The 20035-nt window shown below is 41.2% G+C and carries 16 protein-coding genes; 7 read left to right on the plus strand and 9 right to left on the minus strand.

The window, feature by feature from the left end:
* The first annotated feature begins 102 nt into the window (after positions 1–102).
* The 3 genes from JWQ85_RS06715 (at position 103) to JWQ85_RS06725 (ending at position 4090) form a co-directional block, all read left to right on the plus strand.
* Entirely contained in the window at positions 103–1539 is a 1437-nt protein-coding gene (locus tag JWQ85_RS06715; RefSeq protein WP_299465847.1) for a Glu/Leu/Phe/Val dehydrogenase, read from the plus strand.
* A gap of 294 nt (positions 1540–1833) precedes the next feature.
* Positions 1834–3408 (plus strand): HAMP domain-containing sensor histidine kinase, encoded by a 1575-nt coding sequence (locus JWQ85_RS06720; RefSeq protein WP_299465850.1) that lies wholly within the window; start codon positions 1834–1836, stop codon positions 3406–3408.
* A complete protein-coding gene (locus JWQ85_RS06725) occupies positions 3401–4090 on the plus strand; it encodes a response regulator transcription factor (protein WP_299465853.1) in 690 nt (229 codons plus the stop codon). Before JWQ85_RS06720 ends, JWQ85_RS06725 begins: the two co-directional genes overlap by 8 nt.
* A gap of 152 nt (positions 4091–4242) precedes the next feature.
* On the opposite strand, the gene JWQ85_RS06730 is transcribed toward JWQ85_RS06725, so the two are convergent.
* A complete protein-coding gene (locus tag JWQ85_RS06730) occupies positions 4243–4881 on the minus strand; it encodes an NAD(P)-dependent oxidoreductase (protein ID WP_299465856.1) in 639 nt (212 codons plus the stop codon).
* A gap of 1169 nt (positions 4882–6050) precedes the next feature.
* On the opposite strand from JWQ85_RS06730, the gene JWQ85_RS06735 reads away from it, so the two are divergent.
* Together JWQ85_RS06735 and ccsA are read left to right on the plus strand one after the other, a co-directional pair.
* Complete coding sequence (locus JWQ85_RS06735; RefSeq protein WP_299465859.1) at positions 6051–6464, plus strand: cytochrome c maturation protein CcmE; 414 nt, start codon at positions 6051–6053, stop codon at positions 6462–6464.
* 13 nt (positions 6465–6477) lie between these two features.
* Complete coding sequence (ccsA, locus tag JWQ85_RS06740; RefSeq protein ID WP_299465862.1) at positions 6478–8943, plus strand: cytochrome c biogenesis protein CcsA; 2466 nt, start codon at positions 6478–6480, stop codon at positions 8941–8943.
* A 105-nt stretch (positions 8944–9048) separates the two neighbouring features.
* Here the strand turns inward: ccsA and JWQ85_RS06745 are convergent, their stop codons facing one another.
* Positions 9049–10239 carry a carboxypeptidase-like regulatory domain-containing protein gene (locus JWQ85_RS06745; RefSeq protein WP_299465865.1) on the minus strand — a complete coding sequence of 397 codons (1191 nt, stop codon included), beginning with the start codon at positions 10237–10239 and terminating at the stop codon, positions 9049–9051.
* Between the two features lie 29 nt (positions 10240–10268).
* On the minus strand, positions 10269–10952 hold the full coding sequence (locus tag JWQ85_RS06750; RefSeq protein WP_299465868.1) for a heme exporter protein CcmB: 684 nt from the start codon (positions 10950–10952) through the stop codon (positions 10269–10271).
* 133 nt (positions 10953–11085) lie between these two features.
* Here JWQ85_RS06750 and JWQ85_RS06755 point away from each other — a divergent pair, with 133 nt between their 5' ends.
* Positions 11086–11895: an SDR family oxidoreductase gene (locus tag JWQ85_RS06755; RefSeq protein WP_299465871.1), complete on the plus strand. Its 810-nt coding sequence runs from the start codon at positions 11086–11088 to the stop codon at positions 11893–11895.
* Between the two features lie 5 nt (positions 11896–11900).
* Positions 11901–12386 carry a methylated-DNA--[protein]-cysteine S-methyltransferase gene (locus tag JWQ85_RS06760; RefSeq protein WP_299465874.1) on the plus strand — a complete coding sequence of 162 codons (486 nt, stop codon included), beginning with the start codon at positions 11901–11903 and terminating at the stop codon, positions 12384–12386.
* Here the strand turns inward: JWQ85_RS06760 and JWQ85_RS06765 are convergent.
* The 6 genes from JWQ85_RS06765 to gldC form a co-directional block, all read right to left on the minus strand.
* The gene (locus tag JWQ85_RS06765; RefSeq protein ID WP_299465877.1) at positions 12370–14316 is read right to left on the minus strand and encodes a response regulator; all 1947 of its coding nucleotides are present in this window, start codon (positions 14314–14316) and stop codon (positions 12370–12372) included. The two genes, JWQ85_RS06760 and JWQ85_RS06765, sit on opposite strands and share 17 nt — an antisense overlap.
* Before the next feature lie 23 nt (positions 14317–14339).
* Positions 14340–14933: a chemotaxis protein CheB gene (locus JWQ85_RS06770; protein WP_299465880.1), complete on the minus strand. Its 594-nt coding sequence runs from the start codon at positions 14931–14933 to the stop codon at positions 14340–14342.
* Positions 14923–15759, minus strand: coding sequence for a protein-glutamate O-methyltransferase CheR (locus JWQ85_RS06775; RefSeq protein ID WP_299465883.1), 837 nt, complete (start codon positions 15757–15759; stop codon positions 14923–14925). The genes JWQ85_RS06770 and JWQ85_RS06775 overlap by 11 nt, the downstream gene beginning before the upstream one ends.
* A gap of 3 nt (positions 15760–15762) precedes the next feature.
* On the minus strand, positions 15763–19191 hold the full coding sequence (locus JWQ85_RS06780) for a response regulator (protein ID WP_299465886.1): 3429 nt from the start codon (positions 19189–19191) through the stop codon (positions 15763–15765).
* Between the two features lie 91 nt (positions 19192–19282).
* On the minus strand, positions 19283–19699 hold the full coding sequence (locus JWQ85_RS06785) for a hypothetical protein (protein WP_299465889.1): 417 nt from the start codon (positions 19697–19699) through the stop codon (positions 19283–19285).
* Between the two features lie 3 nt (positions 19700–19702).
* Positions 19703–20032 (minus strand): gliding motility protein GldC, encoded by a 330-nt coding sequence (gene gldC / locus JWQ85_RS06790; RefSeq protein ID WP_299465892.1) that lies wholly within the window; start codon positions 20030–20032, stop codon positions 19703–19705.
* Positions 20033–20035: the final 3 nt, after the last annotated feature.

A 20035-nucleotide genomic window follows, 5' to 3' on the forward strand; every position in this document is an offset into this window, starting at 1 on the left:
GTGTAACGGATACACTAACTTTTAAAATTTGCATTATTGATAAAAAATATACCAAATTTGTGCACTTTTTTAAGGAATTAATTATTTATCCAATTCTAAATTATGAATATCAATAATCCGACTGCTGATCAGGATACCCACTTTTTTGGTGATGTATGTAAAAACTTTGATCATGCAGCACAGTTCACCCAGCACGATGCCGGTTTGTTAGACCAGATCAAATCATGCAACAGTGTTTACCGTTTTCGTTTCCCAATACGCAAGGGCAATGGCTTTGAAGTGATTGATGCCTGGCGTGTAGAACACTCGCACCACCAGTCGCCAACCAAGGGCGGTATCCGCTACAGCGAAATGGTAAACGAGGATGAGGTTATGGCACTTTCAGCCCTAATGACTTACAAATGCGCTATTGTAAACGTACCGTTTGGCGGTGCAAAGGGTGGTATCAAAATAAACCCTAAAAACTATACTGTTGGTGAGCTGGAAAACATAACCCGCCGTTACACAGTAGAATTGATCAAAAAGAATTTTATAGGCCCCAGCATTGACGTACCTGCACCAGATTATGGATCGGGCGAGCGTGAAATGAGCTGGATTGCCGATACCTATGCTACCATGAACCCGGGCCAGCTTGATGCTTTAGGCGCTGTAACAGGTAAACCAATTTCATTGCATGGTATAGCCGGCCGCCGCGAGGCAACAGGCCGTGGTGTGGCTATTGCCATCCGCGAGTGTGTAAGCGTTGCCGAGGACATGCAAAAGATAGGTTTAACTACGGGCCTATCGGGCAAAAAGGTAATTGTACAGGGTTTAGGTAATGTGGGTTATTACTCAGCAAAATTCTTATCGGAGTTTGGCGCAATAATAGTAGGCCTTTGCGAATTTGAAGGCGCTATTTATAACGCCGACGGTTTAGATGTAGAGGCTGTATTCCAGCATCGCAAATCAACCGGATCTATATTAGGTTATGCCGGTGCCAAACAAGAGTTTAAAAATACAATGGACGGCCTTGAGCAGTCATGTGATATTTTAGTGCCTGCTGCTTTAGAAAACCAGATAACTATCCAGAATATTGGCAGCATTAAAGCAAAGATTATTGCTGAAGGTGCAAACGGCCCAACGTCTCCGGAAGCGGAAGAAGCCTTTTACAAAAATGGTGGTATGATCATCCCGGATATGTATGCTAACGCCGGTGGTGTTACCGTATCATACTTTGAGTGGTTGAAAAACTTAAGCCACGTAGCTTTTGGCCGTATTAACCGCAGGTTCGAGGAAAACTCAAACCTAAATTTGGTGAACATGGTAGAAGGTATTACCGGTACATCGTTAACGCCGCTGCAACGTTCAACAATTATTAAAGGCGCGTCTGAATTGGAATTGGTAAACTCAGGTTTAGAGGATACCATGATCCGCTCATACCACGAGATAAGAGAGATACACAAGAACCTCCCTAAGGTAGAAACCCTGCGTAATGCAGCTATGGTGGGCGCTATCAATAAAATAGCGGTATCATACCAAAACCTTGGTGTTTGGCCGTGATTTGTTGGGGATTTATTCTCCGTTAATAATATTAAAAAAGAGCGCTCGAAAGGCGCTCTTTTTGTTTCTATATCCTCCACCTGTCATTTCGAACGATAGAGAGAAATCTTGTTCGAATGACAGGCGGTGAACTTTGCATTTCGAACAAGATTTCTCCTCGTTATCGCTCGTTCGAAATGACATTCTGTTGAATAACGTTTCCCTTACTCATTCTTATTTTACGTTAACGAATGTTAACAGATATCGCCGCTTGTATTTGGGCAGATTACTTTTATCTTAAACAACCCAAACAACATGAAAAGGAAACTCATTATTGTATTATTTTTAACCACCTTATTACTCACAGGTATTATTGCCGTGCAGGCTTACTGGAGTTTTAGCGCCTATAAGCTGAACAAAAAAAAGTTTGACAGCGATATTAATACGGCCATGCAGCAAGCGCTGGATAGCTGTAAAAAAGATTATTTCGACTCGATACGGGTAGTGATGATTAAGCGACTGTCGGATAAAGGCACGCATATCAAAGTAGACACCATACGTGGTCGGGATACGGCCCATTTGGCATTGCAGATATCCATAAAAAATAATTACACGGATATAGGCGAACCTTACAGCACCACCATCCCGATATATAATTATTATCAGGAAAAAATAAACCACAAAGCCACCGCGCCCGAAGTATTAACAGAAATGTCGTTCTACGTGCCATATTTAAGAGATAAACTATTGCTGTTATTAGGTATGGAAGATGCTTTAAAAGACATAAAGCATAAGCAGACCGTTAAAAGCGGCACTTTTGAATTGCCCAAAAGTTACCGGCAGGCCGATAGCGTTAAGCTTCACAACTATTTTAGTGCCGCACTACAAAAAACCCATCGTTATGCCTATTTTGATCTGAAGATATCCGACAAACCCCTACCCGCTAAATCGCAGGATCCGCATTTGGTGGACCAGTTACGTTATAGTGAAACAGAACAGTTTACATATAAATATCATGGCTTCTTATATCTTTTACACACAGAAAAGGATACTCTGTTTGTTCGCGCTGTTTTTGACCGTGCCCAGGTAGGGTTGTTAAAAGAAATGATCATAGCATTACTTGCTTCGGGCTTTTTAATAGTGTTTACAATATTTTGCCTGTTCTACATTATCCTTACCATTATTAAGCAAAAAAAACTAACAGAACTGAAGGATGATTTTATCAATAACATGACTCATGAGCTAAAAACGCCCATAGCTACCATTACCGTTGCTATAGAGGGCCTGCAAAAATACAATGCCTTAAACGACCCCGAAAAAACGCAACGTTACCTGCAAACCTCTCGTAACGAGCTAACCCGGTTAGACAACCTGGTAAGCAAGGTATTAAACATAGCCGCGTTTGAAAACAAAGAAATAAGACTAACTAAAGAACAAATACCTGTTGATGAACTGGTGAACGATCTTATCGCATCCGAAAAAATAAAGGCAGATAAAGAGATAAACATAAGCTATAGCAACAAGGATAGCATTAGGGATATCGAAGCTGACAAATTACACTTCAGGAACGTACTGGCCAATATTATTGATAATGCCGTTAAATACTCGGAAGAACCGGTGGATATCAAAATAAGCCTGACACGAAGTGGTAAAAATGCCGTATTCTTTATAAAAGATAATGGCATAGGGATCTCCGCGGCACACATTCGTCATATATTTGATAAATTCCATCGTGTACCATCGGGCAACGTACATAATGTAAAGGGCACAGGCTTGGGGCTGAACTATGTTAAGTATATTGTACAGGCACATGGCGGTAGTATATCTGTAAAAAGTCAACCCGGTGCAGGCAGCGAGTTTATTATTACTTTACCTTTAAAAAATGGATAAGATCCGTGTTTTACTTGCAGAGGACGAACTATCGCTGGCGCACATTGTACGCGAAAGCCTGGAAGAAAGTGGTTTTGAAGTGATACTTTGCGCCAATGGTGAGCAGGCCTTGCTAAAATACCGCGAGAAAAAACCAGATATTTTAGCGCTTGACGTGATGATGCCTAAGATGGATGGTTTTGAAGTAGCACGGCATATTCGCGAAACTGATAAGCTTATACCTATCATATTTCTGACGGCCCGTTCGCAGCCTAAAGATGTGGTAACAGGTTTTGAAAGCGGCGCGAACGACTATCTGAAGAAGCCCTTCAGTGTAGAAGAATTGGTTATCAGGATAAGGGTTTTGCTAAGCCATAACCGCTTATTAGAACGGCCAAAGGCAGTAAACGAAAACTATCAGATAAGTAACCTCGTTTTCAGTTCGGGTAAGAATACCTTACAGCAGGGTATAAATACCTGGCCAATAACCGCCCGCGAAAGTGATATATTAAAAATGCTATGTAAACACCAGCACGAAGTGATACCTCGTAAACTGTTGCTTACCACCATTTGGGGCGATGATAGCTTTTTTAACGCCCGCAGCCTGGATGTATTTATCACCAAGCTTCGCCGGCATTTACAGGCTGATCCTAACATCCAGATCATTAATATAAGGGGTGTTGGGTATAAGTTAGTATGGTAAATACAAAAAGGCGCCATAAGCGCCTTTTTGTATTATAAAACCGTGTCATTCCGAGGAGCGATAGCGACGCGGCAATCCTGTAGCCCGTGCATCACCGCTTTACTTGCGACGAGATTGCCGCGCTATCGCTCACAGTGACATTTGAGTAAAGACTACTTATCCGCAATAAACGGTGCCTGCTTCACAAACTCCGTACTACTCAGCTGTGCGATCATAAATAGGGCCAGGTTAGTAGCGCTAATGTTACTGCCAGGGCAGTCAATAAGGCTTACTGTTATCTCTCCTGTATCGTCCGTTTGGGTGATGAGCGGTAAGCGCACCATAGTCCAGTTGGTATGGCTATCTGCTAATAGCTGGTACTCTACTTGTCTGTCGGCTGTTGTTGTGGGGAAATTCTCGTACATCCAGTTGGTGCCGAATTGTGTTTGCTCATTTTTTTGGTCGAAAGTAGTATCTACGTTTAAACCTGCCGTAGTAATGTACCTGCTAATTTGATGCGCTGCCATAGCCTTCAAAATATTCCGGGCAGCATCGCTAAAAATAGTGGGCTCTCCTACCGGCTGACTTAAACAACTCAGCACCGCATCACAACCTGCAAGCAGGGAATGTATAGCGGTATAATCGCGTGCGTCGCCTTTAACTATTTCGATAAGCGGGTTGGCAATATCTAAGGTTTCGGGTTTGCGATGCAGTAATTTAATCGCGAATTTTTGCTTAAGTAATTGTTTAACCAGGTACTTACCTGATTTACCTGTACCGCCAATAACGGCAACTTTATGAATGGGTTTCATTTGTTCTCTTTATAAAAAATGTAAATAGTAATTGATGGTCGTGCTGTTTGGTAAGCACAAAAGATACATTGCCTGTAAAGGCGCTGTAATAGAACGGGATATTTTATAAAGAGATTTTAATAGTGCTAATGTAAGGAAAGTTTGGGATTGGCAACGTTATATTCACCACCCTGTCATTTCGAACGAGGTACGAGGAGAAATCTTTTACACCATGCCTCTCCCCGCCACGTCATTGCTGTAAGGTACGAAGCAATCTCTTTAGGATAGGTAGCAAACATACTTAACCATCCCATCAAGGCCGAATTCCGGCATCTCTCATACATAGTGTGTGCTAAACATTGTCCCGCTCAATCGCCGCGGAGGGCTTTTACGTTTTTCGTTGTTGTTTGTTTTTAAAGGTACTCAAGATGGCTTCGCCGTATTGCTTGATCAAAAAGTAACAAAAACTTAGCGTAGCGATCTCATGAACGAAGTGAATAAATCAAGTCGACAAAAAGGCTTCTTTGCCGCACAATGCCTTTGCCTGCAAAACGGGCAGAACCACGGGCTGGAATCTTTTGCCCTACTGCGTTCGCTCTTTGCCCCCGCTTCAGCAAAATTTCCTATGCCCTTGCCTCGCTCAAGGCCACCATTGTTCTGCCCGCTTTCGCCCGAAGCTGTTTTGTCGACGGGGGAGAAAAAAGGAATTCCCCGCTGCGCATACGTACCGCGTGTGACAAGCCAGCCGCCTCGCTATTTACTCACCCCGACTGCGCTACGCTGGTCGCCCCTCTCTGCTGCGCAAAGAGGGTGAGGAGAAATGCAAAACCCTCTTTCCGCTTGCGGAGAGAGGGTGGTCGAGCGAAGCAAAGACCGGGTGAGTCAATTTGCGTTAGGGATTGCAGCGGATACCGGCCCGTGGCTAAAGCCTGTGCGTGTATGAGCGAAAAGCCCGGGCCTAAGGCAACGCCATAGGGAAAGATGCAAGATATTAGAATTAAGATACAAGACCCGGAGGTATAGTCTTCTACAAACTCAGACGAACATTTTGCTTCTCTCTTGATTCTTACATCTTGATTCTTACCCACACTATCAATAATGATTCTAAATAACATATATCCCTTGTAATAAATTTATTTAGCTTTGCGTTTTGTATTTTTGTAAACTGTAATACAGGAAAATATCAATTAATGAAGAAAAGCTCAATTATAGGTATCGTTGTTATTGCTATCGCTATCGCGGTTATTATCAGCACCTATTCAAATACAAGCACTTATGGCTCTTTTAACGATGCTAAGGCAACCAAGAGCGAATTGCATGTTGTTGGCCATTTAAACAAAACTAAAGAGTTGTTTTACGATGCCACTAAAGATGCCAATTACTTCTCTTTTTATATGAAAGATAATAAAGGCGAGGAGTGTAAAGTTGTTTTTAGTGGTACAAAACCGCAAGACTTTGAACGCTCGGAACAAATTGTACTTACCGGCCAAATGAAAGGCAATGAATTTCATGCATCAAAAATTTTGATGAAATGCCCGTCTAAATACACCGATGACAAATTGAATGTTACAGAGGTAAGCGCCAAAAAAAGCGCCAATTTATAATTAGATTTTTTTAATGGATATAGTTTTCAAAGGCGAACACCTGTTACCAGGGCAGTTGGGCCAGTTTTTTGTCGTTCTTGCATTTGGTGCCGCTCTTTTTTCATTTATCTGTTACTTTTTTGCCACGCAGGAGACCGCCCCTAAAAGCGATAACTCCTGGCTGCGCCTTGGCCGTATTGGTTACTGGTTAAATACGGTAGCCATAGTTGGTATGGGTATCTGCCTGTTTTATATCCTTTACAATCATTATTTTGAATATCACTATGCATGGTCATACACCTCGCGCGAATTGCCTGTTTACTACCTTATATCGGGCTTTTGGAACGGGCAAGAGGGTGGCTTTTTGCTGTGGATGTTTTGGGAAGCCGTTTTAGGTAACATCCTGATATGGAGAGCAAAATCATGGGAAAAACCGGTAATGACTACCCTTGCACTATCGCAAGTGGTATTGGGTACCATGATATTAGGTTTGCAGATAGGCAGCGCACACATAGGAAGCTCGCCATTTATGCTGTTGCGCAACTCAGGTATTGAAGGCCCTATCTTCCAAAACCCAGACTACCTATCTTTTATAAAAGACGGTAAGGGCATGAACCCTTCACTGCAAAACTACTGGATGATCATTCACCCGCCAACCTTGTTCTTAGGTTCGGCATCATTGGTTGTGCCATTTGCCTTCGCGGTGGCCGGCTTATGGAAAAGACGCTATAAAGAGTGGGTTCAACCTGCTATCCCTTATGCTTTGTTCTCATGTATGGTGTTGGGCACAGGTGTTATTATGGGTTCATTCTGGGCTTATGAATCGTTAAATTTTGATGGCTTTTGGGCCTGGGACCCGGTAGAGAACGCCTCTATCTTTCCATGGTTAATATTGGTTGCCGCCGTACACGTGCTTGTTGTTTATAAAAATACAGGCCACTCCTACTTTACGGCAACGTTTTTAACACTGGTTGCTTTTGTACTGGTTTGGTATTCATCATTCCTGGCCCGTAGCGGTGTATTGGGCGAATCATCTGTACACGCATTTACCGACCTGGGCTTGTTTTGGCAATTAGTAATTGGTGTACTTATCTTTTTAGCCATTACCGCTTACCTGCTTATTTCCCGCTTTAAGGAAATGCCCATCACCAAAAAGGATGAGGAAACCTATTCGCGCGAATTTTGGATGTTTGTAGGCGCTATATTCCTGGGCTTGTCATGTTTCCACCTTCTTGTTGTAACATCGGTGCCGGTTTGGAACCTGATGTTTGGCACTAAGTTTGCCCCGCCAACGGACCCGATTAAGCATTACAACGTGATACAGGCATCGTTTGCGGTAGTAATTGCTTTATTGAGCGGTTTTACCCAATTCCTTAAATATAAAAAGACCGACGTTACCCGTTTCTTTATCACTACACTTATATACCTTGTTTTTGCCGCTTTAATTACCGGCTTAGTTGTTTATGCAACCGGCTTTTACAAACTGCACTTTGTATTTATTATAGTGATGCTTTGCTCTGTATATACTATCGTAAGCAACGGCAAAATACTGGCCGATTCTTTTAAAGGCAAATACAAACTGGCCGGCTCGGCAGTAGCGCATATTGGTTTCGGCCTGTTATTGGTTGGCGCGCTGATATCTGCAGGAACCAAAAAAGTAGTATCTGAAAACCTTACCGGCGAACAATACAGCGCCGAATTTGCTAAGGACGAAAACCCTAAAGAGAACATCCTGCTTTACAAGAACGAACCACTTAAAATGGGCGACTATATGGTGACGTTTAAGGGCGATACCATTGAAGGTGCAAGCCACTTCTTCAACATAGATTACCAGCGTATAAACGAAGGTAAGGTAACTGAAAGTTTTACGCTTAGACCAAATGTGATACAGGCACAAGGCGGCATGTCGTCAACACCGGATACCAAGCATTACCTGTTCCATGACCTGTACACCCACATCACCATGACCAACGTGATTAGTACCGCGCCACAAACAGAGGAAGCATCGCATGGCGAAGAAGGCGATGACAAGAACTATGACGCCCCTGTAGCGCACGAAATTGCCATTGGCGACACTATGGCTTATCGTGATGGTATTATTGTACTGAAAGGCTTAAATAAGAACGTAAAACTGCAAAACATACCGCTTACTGATAAAGATATAGCTGTAGGCGCGCAACTGGAAGTAATTACCCATGGTAAAACTTACCAAAGCGAACCGGTTTACATGATAAAGGGCCGTGCCGTTTTTGATTTTGGTAAAAAGATTGAGGATGCCGGTTTAAAATTACGTTTCACTAAGATCATTCCCGGCCAAACAGTAGCCGATGGAAAAGTTGAAATAACCGTTTACCAGCAGCCGGAGAGCAAAAAGAAATTCATTGTATTGAAGGCGATTAAGTTTCCGTATATCAACTTCTTATGGGCAGGTACCATCATTATGATCATCGGTTTCTTTATGTCGATATTAAGAAGGAATAAAGAAGTTAAAACAGTATAAGGTAAAAATCACCACCTAAAGATCCTCAAAAGCCACAAAGTAATTCTTTGTGGCTTTTGCATTTATATATTCGAAATGATTGTATGCCGTTAAGGATAATATTTATTAATGAGCCATTAACTCCGACGGCTCATAATCAACCGGCAGTAAGTTAGCCAGTTTAGCTTTTGACCAAGTGCCTTCGTATAACGGACTATCAGCTACAACAGATCCGTTCATATCAAATACTACTATTGGGTTAAACAGGGTTATTACGCTGGTTTCAAAATTCTCCATATCCAGCGGGCGGTACAGGTCTTTAAAATCTTCGGTTTCGTATTTTTTAGTATAAACTACGTACAGGTAATTAGGGAACGTAAGCACAAACAAGCCATCTTGCGGTGGTTTACGCAAAACATCATAAGCAGTTAAAGCAGGCTTGGTAAGGCGCTCTTTATACCATTTGGGCATACTCTCCTGCTGAAGCCAGTAATTGATAGAATCGCGATTAACAGCTCTAAATTGTTTTATCTTACGTTGTATCAGAGCCTCGGGTTGCCGGTGAGGGTCAATAGCACGGTTAAAATCGTATATTACAAATCCTTCCTGTGCTAACCGGTTCTTATACAACGAGCGATAAAAATGCCGCGATGAACCATAATACGCTTCATCGCGCTTTATTTTCCATTTCTTTTTCTGCGCTTCGGTACCGGGCAATTCTTCAAAAAGCACACGGCCTGCGTAGTTTATGGTCCGCGTGATATCATTGCTGCTAAACTCTTTTAGTAAGAATTTAACACGATAACCCAATGCATTATTTTCCATCACCAAAAATTCATCGGTAGATGCCTCCAATATTTGTGTTTTGCGCGTATAGGCCAGGTTAAGGATCCGGGGGTTTTCTATTTTACAAAGCTTGGCGTTTTCGGTTGTGCCGATAAAATCTTTTTTAAACAGCTCAAAGTTCTTTTTCCAATCGGCATTACTGGTGATGATAACCTCGCGCATCATCATCACTTTTGGGGTAAGTGATATATTTAAATTAATAGGCCCCGCACCTACCAGCACCTTTTGGGTATATTCTTCATAGCCAATGGTAGAAACAATAAGATCGTACTGCCCGGGTTTAACACCGCGCAAACTAAATGTACCATCGTCTTCTGTAGCGGTGCCAAATGTAGCATTGTTTAAAAACACACTGGCTTTTGGTACGCCATTATTAGATGCAGAACTAACTACTTTACCGTTAATAACAGCTTGTGCCGATACGGTAAAAGGCAGTATAATACAAATAAACAGGAAGCACCAGCGGCGCATAAATATTTGAAGGGGAGATATGGAAAACATTAGTCGCGCCACAGATATGGGAAAAGTATTAATGAAGACGCAATTACAATAACGTTTATTGCTAATAACACACCAATGTTACCAAAGCTAAGGCTGCGGTCGATACCATCCATAGCGGCTTTGCTTACTTTTACCAACAGCAATATCACAGGTATAATAACCGGGAAGCTTAAAATAGCCATTAGCGTACCATTATTACCCGCCTTTGATGCTATAGCCGATAGCATGGTGAACACGGTTGAAAAGCTCATGCTGCCCAATAATACGGCAACAAAGTAAAAAAGCAGGTCGTTTACTGTATTGGGGAAAAACAGCATATATACCAATAAGGCCAGTACGCTTAACAGCGCCATGAGCAGGGTATTATAAATTGTTTTTGATATGATGATAGCCTTCGGATCCGCAATAGAATAATAATACAGCAGGCGGGCTTTGCTTTCCTGTAAAAAGCTTTTGGCAATAGCGTTTACCGATGCAAACAGCATAATTATCCAAAACAGGATGTTCCAAACGATGGAATATCCCCCACTTTCTTTAAACCCGGGGTTTAGATTGAACGAGATATAACAAACAAACACGGTAGAAACTATATAAAGCAGAATACCATTAAAGGCATATTTTGAGCGCCACTCCAGGATGACCTCCTTCTTTAAAAGTTCAATAGTTTGCCCCACAAGTTTCATAATGCAAAGAAAGCTAAAATTAAAAAGTAAAAATTCAAATTTTAGAATTAATTACCGCGAGTAAATTAACTTAGCGACATGAAAATATCATGAATATGATAGCTTCATCACCTTAAAAAACAATTATATTTTGATGAAAAACCTGGCTTTGAATAATAAATGGGTATTGGTAACCGGTGCATCGTCTGGCCTGGGGCAGGAAATGGCAAGGCAACTGGCGCATATCCATAAAGCCAACCTTATTATAGCCGCCCGCCGTGCCGATAAACTGGAAGAGCTAAAAGCCGAACTGGAGAAAGCTACAGGGATAAAAGTAAAGGTAATAGTAGCCGACCTATCTATCCCCGAAGAGGCCGACAGGGTAATTAACGAAAGCATTGCCAACGGCAACCTGTATGGCGCAATTTTAAACGCCGGTGTAACCTACTTCGGCAGGCATACAGAACTGCCCTGGGATAACTTTGAAAGTATTTTAAAGACCAATGTTATTGGTGTAGTACGCATGACCAACAGCCTGGTAAAACATTTTGATAAACCGGGCAGTGTAGGTGGCGTTATGCTGGTATCAAGTATGGCGGGATTTTTCCCTGTACCTTACCAGGCGGCTTATTCGGCAACAAAGGCTTTTATTACCGCTTTTGGCAATGCCCTGCATAACGAGTTACAGAATCCTGATTTCTCGATAACGGTATTCTCCCCCGGCGGCATAGCTACCGAAATGACCGATAACAGCAAATTTAATGACCTTAAAGGCTGGCTAATGCCGGTTAGCGAGGCGGCAAAAGAGGGTATCCACGCATTTATTACGCGTAAATATAATTATGTACCCGGCTTCTTTAACCGTGTTGGCAATGTGTTTATGAACTTTTTACCCAAGAAGTTTATCAGCGGAAAAATGAGCAAGGTGTACCTAAAGTCGCTTACAAAAGCACAGGAGGAATAATTGCCATGTATGAAGTTTATCACCGTACGCCCGTGGGTATAGCCCTTATTGCTGCAGATGATACCCACATTACCAAAGTATCTATCCGTGACGAAGAACTGGAAGAAACCACTACAGATTCGCCCTTGTTAAACGAGGCTATTAAACAATTAGATGAATATTTTGCCGGGGATAGGAAAGTGTTCGACCTGCCTTTGAACCAGCCGGGGAGTGATTTCCAACAACAGGTTTGGCAGCAGTTATTACAAATACCTTACGGTACTACTATTACATATGGGCATCAATCTAACCAAATGAAAAACCCACTGGCTATACGCGCCATTGCAGCCGCCAACGGGAAAAATAATTTATGGATAATTGTGCCCTGCCACCGTGTTATTGGCAGCAATGGCAGCTTAACAGGCTATGCAGGCGGCCTGTGGCGCAAGCAATGGTTATTAGAGCATGAGGCCCGGGTAATGGGCACAGGTCAAACTAAACTGGCTTTCTAATCTCCGACTTCCCCTTTAACAGTTTTAACATTTTGGCATATAGTTCATGTGCCTCAAATGGTTTTGGCAATACATCATTCATGCCTGCCGCAATAGCCTCCAGTTGTTCATGCTCAAATGCAGATGCCGACAGGGATATAATAGGCACACTGCGTATAGGCTCTTCAAAATCCATACGAATAATGCGGGCGGTTTGGTAGCCATTTAATCCCGGCATGTGGGTGTCCATTAGTATCAGGTCGTAATCGGCCTCTTTAAGCTTCTCAATGGCTTTGTTACCACTCTCGGCTATATCTACCTCAATGTTCCAGTCTTTCAGCATTTTTGACACCATAAACTGGTTTATCATATTATCCTCGGCTACCAAAACGCGGGTATTTACAAACGGGGCAAGCTTTTTATCAAATTTAACAGGCTTTTGATCAGGTATTTCAACGGTAATATCAAACCAATTAGTAAAATTGAATATACTACCCTGGCCTGGCTTACTGCTTACAGTAAGATCGCCGCCTTTTAGTTCTACCAACCTTTTAACAATGGTAAGCCCCAAACCGGTACCACCATATCTGTTAGCGGTATCGTCTTCGGCTTGCTCAAAAGATTCAAATATTTTTGATAACCGGTCAGCCTGGATACCTATACCTGTATCTTCCACACTAAACTTCAGCTTAACTTTTTCATTTACTTTTTGCAGTACAGATACTGTTAGCTTTACATACCCTCTATCTGTAAACTTAATGGCATTGTTTAGCAGATTCATCAATATTTGATTAAGGCGCAGCGAGTCTACCATTAAAGTATCCGGCACATCGTTATCTACCTCCAGTATAAATTCAATGTTTTTTTCATTTGCATTAAATTTTAACAGGCCGGCAACCGAGTTAACAATAGTACGAAGGTTATTAGATGAACGTACAATACTAAATTTCCCGGCCTCAATTTTTGAGATATCCAGCACATCGTTTATTACCCCCAATAACGATCGTGATGATGTTTCCAGCATATCCAGCAAACCATTCTGCTGATCGTTTAGTGGAGTTTTGCGCAGCAGGTTACTTATGCCTATAATGCCATTAACCGGCGTACGCAATTCGTGGCTCATGTTGGCCAAAAATGTTTCTTTTACTTTTTTACCATATTCGGCAGCTTCTTTTGATTTGATAAGCTGTTGCTGATAACTTTTTTGTGGTGAGCTATCGCTGATATTTATAAATATGGTTTTGTTGCGATACGATGCGCGGCACTCCGCCCAAATAATATGTTTATCGAAAGTATTAAACTGAAACTCGAATACCGAAAAGTTCCGATTATCTTTTATGATCTCTCCCAGCTTTTTTATCAAACTGGAGCTATCTTTTTCAACAACCAGATCAACTATATTTTTACCGAGTATTTCGGCCTGTTTATAGCCCAATATGGTTTCAACCGCAGGATTAACTGATTTTATACGTAAAGTATCGGCATCAACAGAACAAATAATATCGGCACTGTTTTTTACAACAATAGCAAAGTTCTGCAGTTCCTCGTTTTTCTGTTTAATAACTTCCTGCGTGCGGGCAAGCTGGATAAAGGCATCAACTTTGGCCGAAGTAATATAGGGGTCGAGTGGTTTGTATAAATAATCTATAGCGCCGGCGCCAAATCCTTTAACAGCATACTTGGTTTCTTTGGATATAGCGGTAACAAAAATAACCATTATATCTTTTGTACGCGGGTTAGATTTAAGCATCTCTACAAGCTCAAACCCATCCATTCCGGGCATTTGAACATCAATAAGGGCTATAGAAATAGTGTTGTCCCAGGCAATTTTGAGAGCCTCATTTGGAGATGTGGTAGAAAACAAGGATATATCATTTCGGCTCAACAGCGCTTCAAGCGCTATAATATTTTCCTCTCTGTCGTCAACAATAAGGATGTTTATTGGGATCATCTAAATAAAGTAAGTTATGGGCATCAATTCGTATCTTCCAGTAGCTCAAAAATATCTGTTGTTCGTAGTATATATTCGGCCGCGTTTATATCAATTGCCGACTGTGGCATTTCGGCCATCTCTGCATCTTCGGGGTGCTGGGCTATTGTTAACGCACCTTCTTGTCGTAATTTTAAAAGCCCTGTTGCTCCATCCTGGTTTGCTCCAGAAAGCAAAATAGCGGTAACTTTCTCTTTATAAACATCAGCAACGCTCTCAAAGGTTACATCTATTGATGGCTTTGAGTACCAAACCGGTTCTGATACATCCAGGCTAAAATAGCCTTCATTTTCAACCAGTGAGTGATAATTTGCCGGTGCAATATATATTGTATTATTCACAATTGGCTCTTTATCACTAATTTCTCTTAATAACATACGGCTATTTTCACCAAAAAGCCTTTCTATTTCACTAAAAAAATTCTTTTTACGATGGATAACTATTATAACTGTTTTATTAAGATTTACAGGCAGTGACTTTACCAAACGAAACAATATTTTAAACGACCCCGCCGAACCGCCCAAAAGCAATATACGGGATTCCTTCCAACGGAGTTTTATTTTATCGTCAAGAGCCAATTTTTTGGTATATATTTTCCTTTTGATTGATAACCTTAAATTTTTTCCTAAAAGCGTCTGAGCGAATAGTTTCTTTATTGCCCAAACACAAGTACCCCAACGGACAAAGGCTTTTATAGAACAGATCGAGTATTTTGTATTGCAATTCGATTTCGAAGTAGATGAACACATTGCGACACGTAATCATCTGAAACTCATTAAAGCCGGTGTCTGATATTAAATTATGAACAGAAAACAATGTATTCTGCTTTAATTCGCTGTGTATAGCCGCAGCATCATACATCATGGTAAAGTGGTCTGTCAAAGAGCCGGGTAAACCCGTAAACAGGTAATTTTCGGCATAGCTTTTTATTTTACGTAAACTATAAATGCCTTTGCGTGCCTCATTCAGTACACCGGTATTAATATCAGTACCATAGATGAACGATTTTTTATTTAGCTTTTCCTCATTCAGCAAAATGGCCAACGAGTACACTTCCTCGCCCGAGGAGCATCCGGCACACCAAATTTTTATATGCTGATAAGTTGAAAGATAAGGCACAACCTGACTATTAAGCGCTTTGTAAAAAGCCGGGTCGCGAAACATCTCGGTAACGTTAACAGTGATCTCTTCTAAAAATTCCTGGAAAAAATCGGGGTCGTTTACCAGCACATGCTTTAAATCGTAAAAACCCAACTTTTTCAGCATCATTATACGTGCAAGCCTCCGTTTAAAAGATGCTTCTGTATAATCACTAAAATCAAACCCGTGAATTTTTTTTACAATATCTATTAATTCGTTTAGCTGCTCGTTCGTAATCGAATCTTTAGTTATCGTTGCCTTCATATATTAATTATCCAACCACAACTGCATCAATGATATCAGCCTATCCATATCAACAGGTTTTGTAATATAATCATTAGCACCTGCCGCTATGCATTTTTCACGGTCATCCCTCATTGCCTTCGCTGTTAATGCAATAACAGGGAGTTTTGCCCATTTGTTTTGTTTACGAATATGCCTTGTGGCTTCGTAGCCATCCATTTTTGGCATCATAATATCCATCAACACAATATCAATATCGCTTATCTCTTCCAGCTTAGCTATTGCTTCTTCCCCATCGTTAGCAATTACTACATTAAGCTCGTAGCTTTCTAAAGCACTGCTCAGGGCAAAAATATTACGCATATCATCATCAACGATCAATACCTTTTTACCTTTAATAGTATCCTTGCCCTTGCTGGTGGTTTTAGCTTTACCAGGAATATTATTTGACTGCGGCCCCGATTCACTTATCTTATTCAGGAACAGGTTAACCTCATCTATAAGCCTGTCTGACGATTTATTGGTTTTTACCACCATGGCGTTTGCATACTGCATTAGCCTGTTAACTGATGTTTTATCCAGTTCCATTGCCGTGTTGATAATAACCGGTAACACCGCGAAACGATCTACCTCTTTTATCTTATCTAACAGATCAAGGCCCGATATATCCGGCAGGTTAAGGTCAAGTATCACACACTGATATTCGTTTTCGTGCAGCATCCTAAAGGCCGATTCGCCATCAAATGCCTGATCTACCGTTATGCCCTGGCTTTGCATCAGATCTTTAAGGGCCTGGCTTTGTGCCTTGTGGTCTTCAACCAATAATATTTGCGTAAACTTAGTACCGTTGCTGGCCATAATATCGCCAAACAGCTTATCCAGCGTTTCGGTATTCACCGGTTTTTTAAGGAAACTGATAGCGCCCTCTTTGCGTACCCGGTTGGCCGCGGCCTCACCTGCCGACATTAAGTGCACCGGTATATGCAATGTGGCTTCGTCTTGTTTCAGCTCTTTCAATATCTGCCAGCCATCTTTACCCGGCAGCATAATATCAAGTATAACCGCGTCTGGTTGTTGTTCTTTAATTATTTCAACAGCATTGGTACCCTCATTAACCATTACAGATTTAAAGCCGTGGTCGCGTGAGTAATCCTGCAAAATGCTGGCAAAGTTCTTATCATCCTCTACAATCACCACAAATGGTTCATGATCAGGGTTGGTTGCCCTTTTAAAATTATCCAAAAATATTGCCGGCTTATAATTTTCAACTGTAGGCAGGTTATCTTCCTGTGCTTCTACATACTTAGCCTCAAACGGCAGGGTTAATATAAATTCACTGCCCTGGCCCGGCTCGCTATTTACAGTGATATTACCACCAAGTAATGCAGCCAGTTCCCTGCTGATAGAAAGCCCTAAACCGGTACCGCCATATTTGCGACTGGTTGAACCATCCGCCTGCTGAAATGCCTCGAAAATTATCCTCTGTTTATTTACAGGAATACCAATACCCGAATCTTTTATTTTGAAACTCACCGTATTTTCGCGCGGGCCTGCAACAGCAGTAATGGTTATCGTTCCGTTCTCGGGCGTAAACTTAAACGCGTTTGATAGCAGGTTTTTAATAACCTGCTCTACCCTTACTTTATCTGTATAAATGGTTGGCGGCACATCAGATAAACTGGTGGAATAATTTATCTTCTTATGACTTGCAACTTCGGCAAATAACGATTGCATGTCACTTAAGATATCTGAAATGCGAATATTCTCGTTCTGCATATCCAGCTTGCCCGATTCAATTTTTGAAAGGTCCAGAATATCGTTTATCAGTGTAAGCAGATCGTTACCGGCGTTGAATATTACACTGGCATATTTTATCTGGTCTTCTGATAAGTTTAGCGGCTTATTATCTTTTAAAATACGTGCCAGCACCAAAATACTGTTTAGTGGCGTACGCAGTTCATGGCTCATATTGGCCAAAAATTCTGATTTATACCTGCCGGTTGTTTCCAGCTCGCTGGCTTTAATACTTATGCTCTGGCGGGCTTCTTCAATGGCTTGGTTTTTCTCTTCCAGCAAGCTGGCTTTTTCTTCCAGTTCGGCATTAATGGTACGCAGTTCTTCCTGTTGTACGCGCAGTTCTTCTTCTGATGCCTGCAACATTTCTGTTTTGTTCATCAGTTCTTCGTTAGTTACGCGCATTTCTTCCTGCTGTGCTTCCAGCTCTTCGGCCTGTTGTTGGGTTTCTTCAAACAAGTCGTGCATTATGGTGCGTGCCTGCGCTGTGTTTACCGCTATTCCAATATCATTAGCTACAAGCAGTATGTATTCCTTGATATGCTCAGGGACCTGATTACGGAAACCAAGCTCGATAACACCTTTTAATTTCTTATCAAAAAAGAAAGGGATTATAAATGTTTCTACCAGTTCATCTTCTAAAATAGACGAGCCCAATAGCAGCCTGTCATTCATTTTGCCTTTGATAACAGCGGCCTTTTCATCTTTAGCGGCCTGTCCTATCCATCCCTCGGATATCCGGATAGATTGTTTTAAAGCGCCCGGATCGTTAAAAGCATATGAGGCATACAGGTCAAGCTTATCTTCGTTCTCTTCATATAAATAAAGCGTGCCGGTAAGTGCATTAGCGTAGTTGCTAACCTCTGATAATACATTATTAGAAAGCTCTTTCTCGTTTTGCTGGCCCTGCATTTTATCATTAAGGTTACCGCTACCAATTAACAGCCAGTTTTTAGACTCATTCTCTGCCAATACCTTTTCAAGCTCAATATTGGCTATCCTAACTTCTTCTTCAACGCGTTTTTGGCGGGCAAAGGTTGCCTGTATATAGTAAAACATTATTACTATAATCAGCAAGAAAACAGTACAGCCTATAACAATGATTATTATTGCTTGTTGGGATGCTTTATCTGATGCTGCCTTACGTTCATTTAATAAGGTATTCTCTGTTTCTATAACACGGCCATTAATACCGCGTATACTATCCATATTGCCCTTGCCATTCAAAAACATATGGTTTGCAAGCATGTAATCAAGCCCTTTGGTTTCACGGGTTTCAACATTAACCTTTAAAATAGTCAGCTGGCGGTTAACCAATGTTTTAAGTGAATCAATTCTTTTAAGTTGGGTAGGGTTGTCTTGGGCAAGAACAGTTAGTTGGTTTAAACTTTCGGTGATGCGCGGAATAGCCTCATTATAAGGATCAAGAAATGTTTTATTTGCAGTTGCACCGTAACCCCGCATACCGGTTTCACTATCAATAAGCAATTGTAATAAGTTATTGGTAGCTTTTATGACCCTTTGCGTATGATTAACCCATACAGTATCATCTTCGAGTTGCTTTATGCTTTTAAAAGAAAGTATACCAATAATTAATACAAGCAAAATAGATACAGCAAAACCTGCTAATACCTGATTGCGAAAATTAAGCTTGAACATAGATGTGATTTAATTTATGCATTACAAATATGTTTAAAAATATTTGCACGCAAAATACTATTAAGTAATAAACACCCAGGTTGTAAGCCGGTTATTTACCTTCGGTATAAACACGTTTTTTTGAAGCCAAAGCCCCTATAACTGACAGCGCCGAACCAGCAAATAATACGTACCAACCCCATTTAAATGCTATTTGTTTGGTTAAAAAACCTTCAATGCCTTTAAATGGAATAAAGCTAAAACTGGCCTTTACTTTTAAGAAGGCAGCTACATAAAGCAGCACCACTAATATCAGTGATGCCCATGCCGCAATACGTGTTACTTTGATTTGACCGAGAACAGTACACAATATGCCAATAACGCCCGTAAGCATAATTATCATACCATAAGGTCTGCTAAGATCATAAACATCCAATGTTTTAATATGAAATGCGCGCAGCATAGGGCAATAGGTTGCTGCAATAAGGATTATAAACCCTAATAATGTGATAAGTAAGGCTGGGCGCATAGATTATTTTTTTATCTCCATTTTATCGGCAAAGTGGGCGCAGTAATCGCGAAGGTCTTCTACAATATTTTTTTCGCCGGTTGCGCGCAAAAAGGTATCCCCCATGGTTTGCAGGGTTTCGTAGAAATAGCGTTTCATCTCATCAACAGGCATATCCTTTGTCCAAAGGTCAATTTTCAGCGTGTTTTGGTAGCTTTTATCCCAAAGTGATAGCATCATGGCCTGTACAGGCAGGGCTTCTTTATTTTTTGAATCGGTTGATTCCCACAGGATGTTTTCAGGAATGTTGTTATCGTCGAGTTGTATGGTTAGCTTTATTTCAGCAGTCTTCATTGA

It is taken from the genome of Mucilaginibacter sp., from assembly GCF_028288105.1.
GTDB lineage: Bacteria > Bacteroidota > Bacteroidia > Sphingobacteriales > Sphingobacteriaceae > Mucilaginibacter.